General features: G+C 57.9%; 8 protein-coding genes. 5 read left to right on the top strand and 3 right to left on the bottom strand.

From position 1 onward, the window contains the following. Positions 1–185: 185 nt before the first annotated feature. Complete coding sequence (gene dnaJ / locus ACR0LF_RS19530) at positions 186–1,331, bottom strand: molecular chaperone DnaJ (RefSeq protein WP_480577532.1); 1,146 nt, start codon at positions 1,329–1,331, stop codon at positions 186–188. A gap of 74 nt (positions 1,332–1,405) precedes the next feature. Next, positions 1,406–3,313 carry a molecular chaperone DnaK gene (gene dnaK, locus ACR0LF_RS19525; RefSeq protein WP_480577529.1) on the bottom strand — a complete coding sequence of 636 codons (1,908 nt, stop codon included), beginning with the start codon at positions 3,311–3,313 and terminating at the stop codon, positions 1,406–1,408. A 212-nt stretch (positions 3,314–3,525) separates the two neighbouring features. Between dnaK and ACR0LF_RS19520 the strand changes: the two genes are divergently transcribed. Next, positions 3,526–4,128 carry an alpha-ketoglutarate-dependent dioxygenase AlkB family protein gene (locus ACR0LF_RS19520; RefSeq protein WP_480577526.1) on the top strand — a complete coding sequence of 201 codons (603 nt, stop codon included), beginning with the start codon at positions 3,526–3,528 and terminating at the stop codon, positions 4,126–4,128. Here ACR0LF_RS19520 and ACR0LF_RS19515 read toward each other — a convergent pair. Then, positions 4,125–4,949 carry an ABC transporter permease gene (locus tag ACR0LF_RS19515; RefSeq protein ID WP_480577523.1) on the bottom strand — a complete coding sequence of 275 codons (825 nt, stop codon included), beginning with the start codon at positions 4,947–4,949 and terminating at the stop codon, positions 4,125–4,127. The genes ACR0LF_RS19520 and ACR0LF_RS19515 overlap by 4 nt on opposite strands. A 122-nt stretch (positions 4,950–5,071) precedes the next feature. Here ACR0LF_RS19515 and cysQ point away from each other — a divergent pair, with 122 nt between their 5' ends. From cysQ to ACR0LF_RS19495, 4 genes are all read left to right on the top strand, one after another. Then, the gene (cysQ, locus tag ACR0LF_RS19510; RefSeq protein WP_480577520.1) at positions 5,072–5,869 is read left to right on the top strand and encodes a 3'(2'),5'-bisphosphate nucleotidase CysQ; all 798 of its coding nucleotides are present in this window, start codon (positions 5,072–5,074) and stop codon (positions 5,867–5,869) included. Further along, complete coding sequence (locus ACR0LF_RS19505; protein ID WP_480577517.1) at positions 5,869–6,669, top strand: 3-deoxy-manno-octulosonate cytidylyltransferase family protein; 801 nt, start codon at positions 5,869–5,871, stop codon at positions 6,667–6,669. Before cysQ ends, ACR0LF_RS19505 begins: the two co-directional genes overlap by 1 nt. Positions 6,670–6,739: 70 nt before the next feature. After that, the gene (galE, locus tag ACR0LF_RS19500; protein WP_480577514.1) at positions 6,740–7,723 is read left to right on the top strand and encodes a UDP-glucose 4-epimerase GalE; all 984 of its coding nucleotides are present in this window, start codon (positions 6,740–6,742) and stop codon (positions 7,721–7,723) included. Between the two features lie 7 nt (positions 7,724–7,730). Further along, positions 7,731–8,774 carry a glycosyltransferase family 2 protein gene (locus ACR0LF_RS19495; RefSeq protein ID WP_480577511.1) on the top strand — a complete coding sequence of 348 codons (1,044 nt, stop codon included), beginning with the start codon at positions 7,731–7,733 and terminating at the stop codon, positions 8,772–8,774. Positions 8,775–8,851 lie beyond the last annotated feature (77 nt).

The raw sequence follows: 8,851 nt of genomic DNA, 5'->3' as shown, positions 1-8,851 counted from the left end.
GCCAGCCAGACCGCATAAAAACGGCCAAGTCGCAGGTGGAAGATGAGGGAGTTTGCGAGGCTCTGCCTCGCGCTCCGGGATATTTAGGGCCAGATGAATACAGGATCCCTTGCTTCATCTGGCTGAAATTATCCTGGGGGAGTCGCCCGAAGGGCGGCGGGGGCAGAGCCCCCGTTCCCGGTCGTTCAGCCTTTCATACCGTCCCAGAAAGATTTGACGGAAGAGAAAAAGCTTTTTGACTCCGGGTGATTATCTTCACCCAGATCGTCAAATTCGCGCAGCAGTTCCTTTTGCCGACTTGTCAGATTGACCGGCGTTTCAACGGCCAGTTCAATGAACATGTCGCCAACGCTACCGCCCCGCAGGGCGGGCATACCTTTGCCGCGCAGGCGCATTTGGCGGCCCGACTGGCTGCCTGCCGGAATCTGAACGCGTCCGCGACCCCCATCGATGGTCGGGACCTCGATAGACCCACCCAGCGCCGCCTTGGCCATACTGACCGGCACGCGGCAATAGAGGTTCACGCTGTCGCGTTCGAACAGTTTGTGATCGGACACCTCGACGAAGATATAGAGATCACCCGGAGGGCCGCCGCGCATTCCGGCCTCACCCTCGCCCGCGAGACGGATGCGGGTGCCGGTTTCGACACCAGCAGGGATGTTGACGGACAGGGCGCGTTCTTTTTCCACGCGGCCTGCGCCCTGGCAGGATTTGCAGGGGTTCTTGATGATCTGGCCCAGGCCCGAACAGGTCGGGCACGTCCGCTCAACGGTGAAGAAGCCTTGCTGAGCCCGAACTTTGCCCATGCCGGAACAGGTCGGGCAGGTTGTCGGCTCGACGCCGCCTTCGGCGCCGGAACCGTCACAGGCCGAACAGGCCACGGCGGCGGGCACATTGATGGTTTTCTGAAGGCCGGAAAACGCGTCTTCCAGAGATACACGCAGGTTGTAGCGCAGGTCGGAACCGCGCGCGGCGCGACGGCCACCGCCGCCACGCTGGCCACCCATGAAATCGCCGAACAGATCGTCGAACACATCCGAGAACGCGCTGGAGAAATCACCCTGACCGAAACCGCCACCGGGACGGCCACCACCGCCCATGCCGTTTTCAAAGGCAGCGTGGCCAAAGCGGTCATAGGCGGCCTTACGCTCGGCGTCCTTCAAAACGTCGTAGGCTTCGTTCGCTTCCTTGAACTGCGCCTCGGCATCCGGGTTGTCCTTGTTGCGGTCGGGATGCAACTCTTTGGCTTTCTTGCGAAAACCCTTCTTGATCTCGTCCGATGATGCGCCCTTGGAAACGCCGAGCACATCGTAGTAGTCGCGTTTTGACATCAGTTTTTCCTTCTGCCTCAACGTAATCGGGCCGGCCCGGCAACCGGACCGGCCCGAATTGGCCCGGTTACCCGTTAGTTACGCTTGTCGTCGTCCAGATCTTCGAACTCGGCGTCGACAATGTCATCGTCACCCGGTGCTGCATCCGCCGCGGCAGGCTCATCTTCGCCTTCTTCGGCCTGCGCCTTATAGATGGCTTCGCCCAGCTTCATGGCGGCTTCGGTCACGTTCTGGATACCCGACTTGATCTTGTCGGCGTTCTCGGTTTCCAGTTCGTCCTTCAGCGCGGCAATCGCCAGTTCAATGGCTTCGATGGTGGTCGGGTCGACCTTGTCGGCATGCTCTTCCATCGACTTTTCGGTCGAATGGATGAGGCTTTCCGCCTGGTTCTTGGCGTCGACCAATTCGCGGCGCTCCTTGTCGGCTTCGGCGTTCTCTTCGGCGTCCTTGACCATCTTTTCGATGTCCTCGTCGGACAGACCGCCAGATGCCTGGATAGTGATCTTCTGCTCTTTGCCGGTGCCTTTGTCCTTGGCCGAAACCGAGACAATACCGTTGGCGTCGATGTCAAAAGTCACTTCGATCTGAGGCATACCACGCGGTGCGGGCGGGATATCTTCGAGGTTGAACTGACCCAGGATCTTGTTGTCCGCAGCCATTTCACGCTCACCCTGGAACACGCGGATGGTCACGGCGTTCTGGTTGTCCTCGGCGGTCGAGAAAACCTGAGACTTCTTGGTCGGGATCGTGGTGTTGCGGTCGATCAGGCGGGTGAACACGCCACCCAGCGTCTCGATGCCCAGCGACAGCGGGGTCACGTCCAGCAGAACCACGTCTTTGACGTCGCCTTGCAGAACACCGGCCTGAATGGCAGCGCCCATAGCAACCACTTCGTCCGGGTTCACACCTTTGTGCGGCTCTTTACCGAAGAATTTGGTGACCTCTTCGATCACTTTCGGCATCCGGGTCATACCACCGACCAGAACAACTTCGTCCACGTCAGCAGCCGACAGGCCGGCGTCTTTCAGAGCAGCCGCACAAGGCTTCATCGACTTCTTGATCAGGTCCGATACCAGCGATTCCAGCTTGGCACGGGTCAGTTTCATGACCATGTGCAGCGGCTGACCGTTCGAGCCCATCGAGATGAACGGCTGGTTAATCTCGGTCTGCGAAGTCGAGGACAGCTCGATCTTGGCTTTTTCAGCGGCTTCTTTCAGACGCTGCAGGGCCATCTTGTCGGCAGACAGGTCGACGCCGTGTTCCTTTTTGAACTCGTCCGCCAGGTAGTTGACGATGCGCATGTCAAAGTCTTCACCACCCAGGAAGGTGTCACCGTTGGTCGATTTGACCTCGAACAGGCCGTCGTCGATTTCCAGAATGGTCACGTCGAAGGTACCGCCACCAAGGTCATAGACCGCGATGGTTTGGGTTTCTTCCTTGTCCAGACCATAGGCCAGAGCGGCGGCTGTCGGCTCGTTGATGATCCGCAACACTTCCAGACCGGCGATTTTACCGGCGTCTTTGGTGGCCTGACGCTGTGCGTCGTTGAAGTATGCCGGAACGGTGATAACCGCCTGCGTGACTTCCTCACCCAGATAGCTCTCGGCGGTTTCCTTCATCTTGCCCAGAGTGAAGGCCGAGATCTGGCTTGGGGAGTACTTTTCACCGCGGGCTTCGACCCACGCGTCGCCGTTGCCGCCATTTACGATGGCATACGGCACCATTTTCTTGTCTTTTTCGACTTCGGCATCATCCACACGACGACCGATCAGACGCTTGACGCCGAAAATCGTGTTGTCGGGGTTGGTGACCGCCTGACGCTTTGCAGGCTGACCGACCAGTCGCTCATCTTCGGTGAAGGCGACGATCGAGGGCGTGGTCCGCGCCCCTTCTGCGTTTTCGATGACCTTCGGCTGCGAGCCGTCCATGATGGCAACGCACGAGTTTGTGGTGCCGAGGTCAATCCCGATTACTTTTCCCATTTTTGCAATCCCTTTCTCTTCAAGGCGATGTCCCGAGGACCGGACCCGTTACGGCATCCCGCCCCCGATCTGATGTGCGCGACAGCACTACCATCGCGCGTCCCGGCGTATATAAGGGCGAGACCAGAGGCCTGCAAGCACCGTAAAACGCAGGTTTTCGGGAATCTGAGGCCTTTTTTGGCAAGGAATTGGAAAGGATTGAGGTTTCCGGAATGACGCGGCTGATTTTGCGAGGGTTCGAAATCAGAAAAGGCTATCTCGATCCTGCTGCCCAGACACAGGTGATCGCAGCTTTGCGACCGATTCTGAAAGCCGCGCCTTTATACAGGCCTGTCACGCCTTCGGGCAAAGAGATGTCGGTGCGGATGACTTCGGCCGGGGATCTGGGGTGGGTGACCGACAAAGCGGGCTACCGCTATCAGGACGAGCATCCCAAAGGCGGGCACTGGCCCGGCATCCCGCCTGTCATACTAAATATCTGGCGGGAACTGGTCAGCGCCGAGCGGGCACCGGATTGCTGTTTGATCAACTACTATGGCGAAGGCGCCAAAATGGGTCTGCATCAGGATAAGGACGAGGCAGATTTTTCCTGGCCGGTTCTGTCGGTGTCTCTGGGCGATGACGCCCTGTTTCGGATCGGCAACACGACGCGCGGCGGCAAGACCGAGTCGATCTGGCTTGGGTCCGGCGACGTCGTGATTATGGGCGGGCCCGCGCGGCTGGCCTATCACGGGATCGATCGGATCAGATTTGGGTCATCCCGGTTGTTGCCCAAAGGTGGGCGGATCAACCTGACCTTGCGGGTCGCGCGTTAACGGCGGGCATTCCAGCTTTGCGAGACGTGCTGGCGAGTGAAAAACTCACCCATCAGGCCGATCATCAGCAGGGCGATGCCGACCCAAAGCGCATATTCCCAACTTGTATTTCGCGGAAAGTAGTTGCGGAAAACAAAGCCGCGACACTGGTCTATTATGTGAAACAACGGGTTCCAGGCGAACATCATCAGCAACCCGCCACCCAGCGTGTTTGCAACGAACATCTTACCGGAAAACACCATGTTCAGACGACGATAGACATTGGTGACCATCCCAACCGTTGTGGGAAACCACGGTTTCAGTGCCATAAACACCAAACCCACAGCACATCCGGTGAACCATGCCAGCATCAGCATTGCAAAAGCACCGCCGGGATCCTGAATCTCAAGCGGCGCGACAGCAACGCTGTAGACGAACAGGATGATAAACATGGCCAGCAATTGCTTGTAAAGAATGCTGAGCGCCGAAGAGAGGATCGTAACCATCACATTCATCGGTGAATGCAGCATCATCGGATTGTTGGCCGAACCCACCGCAGACATCGCGCCAATCGACTGGATGTGCAGCATGAAGGGGAACACGCCGGACAGGACATATAGCAGAAATTCGCCCCTGATCTTGGGGATACCACCCCGCCCCATCAACGTCATCAGCAGGTAAAACGTCAGCCCCATGACCGCCAGTTGCAAGATGTTTATCAGGATGGCAACCACCGCATTCGGATGTTGCGAACGCACTTTTCGCACGGCGGCGTGGAACACCAGTTCAGCCGTCGTAAAGGCGCCGCCCAGCAGCGTTTGATTGCGCTTGAAATAGAACATTCGAAGGGTCTTTTCTAAGTCGTTGCCTCTAAACTGGCATGAATATCTTGCCGTTCCGTAACCGCCACATCATAAGTCGAGCGCGAGTTTGGATCAACAAACCACAGGAACGGAGCATTTTTGTGACCTACGACGCACTAATTCCAGTCATCCGGCGGCTGGCCCTGGAGGCAGGTGACAAGATCATGGGTATCTACGAGGCGGATGATTTCGACGTCAAAGTCAAATCCGATTCCAGCCCCGTGACCGAAGCGGACGAAGCCGCCGACGCATTGATTTCGGCAGGGTTGCGTGCGGCATTCCCGGATATCTTGCTGGTCACCGAGGAACAAGCTGCGTCGCATCTGGAAAAAGGTGATACTTTTCTGATTGTTGACCCGTTGGACGGCACCAAGGAATTCATCAACCGCCGCGGTGATTTCACCGTCAACATCGCGCTAGTCGAAAACGGAGTGCCGACCCGAGGCGTCGTCTATGCCCCGGCACGGGGGCGTATGTTTTACACGCAGGCGGACGGTCAATCGGTTGAGGAAACGGGCGCTTTCGACAAGGAAACACCCGGTGCATTGACGGCGATATCAGTCTCTGAGCCGGACAATTCAGCGCTTTTGGTCGTGGCTTCGAAATCACACCGGGACCAGGCCACCGAGGATTACATCAACAAATATCAGGTGAAAGACAGCAAAAGCGCGGGGTCCTCGCTCAAGTTCTGTCTGGTTGCCACGGGTGAGGCGGATATCTATCCCCGTGTCGGTCGCACCATGGAGTGGGATACGGCGGCAGGCCACGCAGTTCTGACCGGGGCCGGCGGCAAGGTGGTGCGTTTTGACGATCATTCATCGCTGGCTTATGGCAAGGACGGCTATGCAAACCCGTTTTTTATCGCTTACGCTCCGGGTGTTGAACTGAAGGAAGCCTGATGTCTGTTCTGATCGCCATCCCCGCCCGCTATGCCTCGACCCGGTATCCGGGCAAGCCCTTGGTGCCGCTGACCGGTGCGACTGGCGCTGCGATGACATTGATCGAACGGTCCTGGCGGGCGGCCAAGTCCGTTTCGGGGGTCGACCGGGTTGTTGTCGCCACCGATGATGATCGCATTCGCGAGGTATCCGAGGCGTTTGGGGCCGAGGTCGTAATGACGTCGGAGAATTGCCAGAATGGCACCGAACGCTGTGCCGAAGCACATGAGGTTCTGGGCAACGGATATGACATTGTGGTCAACTTGCAGGGTGATGCCCCGTTGACTCCACATTGGTTTGTCGAAGACCTGATCGCGGGCCTGCGCGCGGCCCCCGAGGCTGGCGTTGCCACCCCTGTACTGCGTTGCGATGGCGACGCGCTGAACAGTTTGCTGAACGACCGCAAACATGACCGCGTTGGCGGCACCACGGCCGTTTTCGCTGCTGACCACAGCGCGATGTATTTTTCGAAAGAGGTCGTTCCCTTCACCTCTCAGGCCTATGCGGGCGACGAGCCGACCCCGGTGTTTCACCATGTCGGCGTTTATGCGTATAGACCCGACGCGTTGGCAGCTTATCCGGGTTGGCCAACCGGCCCGCTGGAACAGTTGGAAGGCCTGGAACAACTCAGGTTCATGGAAAACGGGCGAAAGGTCTTGTGCGTCGAGGTCGAAGCCAAGGGCCGCCAGTTCTGGGAGCTGAACAACCCGCAGGACGTGCCCAAGATCGAAGAAATGATGGCAGCTATGGGGCTTGAGTGATCTCTTTTCCCCATGACTTTGACAGCGCCCTGGGCGTAGCTGCGTTGCAACCAGTTTCAGTGGATAGGTCATGAAGACAGTTCTTGTCACCGGTGGTGCCGGATATATCGGGTCACATGCCTGCAAGGCGCTTGCGCAGGCAGGGTATGTTCCTGTGACCTACGATAATCTGGTGACCGGTTGGCAGGATGCGGTGAAATACGGACCCTTCGAACAGGGCGACCTGTTGGATCGGGAACGGCTGGACGCGGTATTCGCAAAGCATCAACCGGCTGCGGTGATGCATTTTGCGGCGCTCAGTCAGGTGGGCGACGCGATGCGCGAGCCCGGGTTGTACTGGTCGAACAATGTTACGGGTTCGCTGACGCTGATCGAAGCTGCCGTTGCCGCCGGGTGTCTGGAATTCGTGTTCTCATCCACATGCGCCACATATGGCGAGCATGACAATGTGGTTCTGGATGAATCCACAGCGCAATATCCCCTGAACGCTTATGGCGCATCGAAACGCGCAATTGAGGATATCCTCAAGGATTTCGAGGCGGCTCATGGTCTGCGCCATGTCATTTTCCGTTATTTCAACGTCGCCGGGGCTGATCCTGAAGGGGAGGTCGGTGAGTTTCACCGGCCCGAAACCCACCTGATCCCGCTGATGCTGGATGCGATCGACGGCAAGCGCGATGGCTTGACCGTTTTTGGCACCGATTACGACACACCCGACGGCACCTGCATCCGCGACTATGTGCATGTCTGCGACCTGGTGGATGCCCATGTTCTGGGGCTGGATTGGCTGGAACAGGGCAAAGACAGCCGTGTCTTCAATCTGGGCACCGGGTCCGGCTTTTCCGTGCTTGAGGTGATCGAACAATCCAAATCCGTCACCAACCGCCCGGTTCCCTATTCTATAGGACCTCGCCGTGCGGGGGATTGCACCAAGCTGGTCTCTGGCTCTGTGCGGGCCGAAACTGAACTGGGATGGAAGCCAAAAAGATCAACGTTAGAGACGATGATCGCAGATGCCTGGCGCTGGCATCAGAACGGCCACTACGAGAAATGAGGGCCCGGTGACGTCCAGCGCAGCTTTGACACTTCCCCGGATCGGATGGGCACAGAAGTACCGGTTACGCTGGAAACGCCGAGGGCTGCTTTGGCGGTCGCTACGCAGCCGACATCAACTGACACCCCTGAAGGATCAGACAGACCGGATTCAGCGCGGCGACATCCTGGCCTTTACGACCTTACGCAATGAGATCATCCGCCTGCCCTGGTTTCTTCGTCACTATCGGGGGTTGGGGGTCGACCATTTTCTGGTCGTCGACAACGGCAGCGACGACGGATCGGCCGAGTATCTTCAGGATCAACCGGACGTCTCTTTGTGGAAAACCCATTCCAGCTATCGCGGGTCGCGCTTTGGTCTGGATTGGCTGACCTGGTTGCAGATGCGCTATGGCCATCGCCACTGGTGCCTGATGGCCGATGCGGATGAGCTTTTGATCTATGCCCATTGCGACACGCGATCTCTGCATGACCTGACGGCTTGGCTGGATCGACAGGGGCGGGTCGGGTTTGGGGCGATGATGCTGGACCTGTATCCCAAAGGCCCTTTGGGCATTGCCGCTTATGACCCCGAAACCGATCCGACCGACCTGCTGGGTTGGTTTGACGCCGGGCCCTATCGCTCGCAACGGCAAAGCCCGATGGGAAATCTGTGGGTGCAGGGGGGGGCGCGGGAACGGATGTTTTTTGCGCAGACACGGCAGAGATCACCCACGCTGAACAAGATCCCGCTGATGCGCTGGTCGCGGCGCTATGCGTATGTGAACTCATGCCATTCCGCCCTGCCACGCCATCTGAACACTGCCTATGACGGGCCGGGCGGCGAAACCCCGTCCGGAGTGTTGCTGCACACGAAATTCCTGCCGGACGTTGTTGAGAAATCCAAATGCGAAAAGCAGCGGCGCCAGCATTTTCATGATCCGGACCAATTCGGGCCATACTACGATGGCATCATTAACCAGCCGGACATGTGGACCTCACAATCGGTGCGATACACCGGTTGGGCGCAGTTGCAACAGATGAATCTGATGACCAGCGAGACGTGGGATTGAAAATGAAAACAGGAAGATCAACGGTTCATTTACCACTTTCGGGTTTTAAAACCGTTGCTTCGGAAGATGCAAAGGTG

The sequence above is a fragment of the Ruegeria sp. E8 genome (assembly GCF_056533985.1).
The sequence above is the reverse complement of the archived record's forward strand: the minus strand, read 5'-3'. Positions and strand labels throughout refer to the sequence as shown.

Bases quoted from the DNA above. Each gene is read 5' to 3' on its own strand.
- dnaJ (WP_480577532.1), bottom strand. From the start codon at position 1,331: ATGTCAAAACGCGACTACTACGATGTGCTCGGCGTTTCCAAGGGCGCA.
- dnaK (WP_480577529.1), bottom strand. From the start codon at position 3,313: ATGGGAAAAGTAATCGGGATTGACCTCGGCACCACAAACTCGTGCGTT.
- ACR0LF_RS19520 (WP_480577526.1), top strand. From the start codon at position 3,526: ATGACGCGGCTGATTTTGCGAGGGTTCGAAATCAGAAAAGGCTATCTC.
- ACR0LF_RS19515 (WP_480577523.1), bottom strand. From the start codon at position 4,949: ATGTTCTATTTCAAGCGCAATCAAACGCTGCTGGGCGGCGCCTTTACG.
- ACR0LF_RS19505 (WP_480577517.1), top strand. From the start codon at position 5,869: ATGTCTGTTCTGATCGCCATCCCCGCCCGCTATGCCTCGACCCGGTAT.
- galE (WP_480577514.1), top strand. From the start codon at position 6,740: ATGAAGACAGTTCTTGTCACCGGTGGTGCCGGATATATCGGGTCACAT.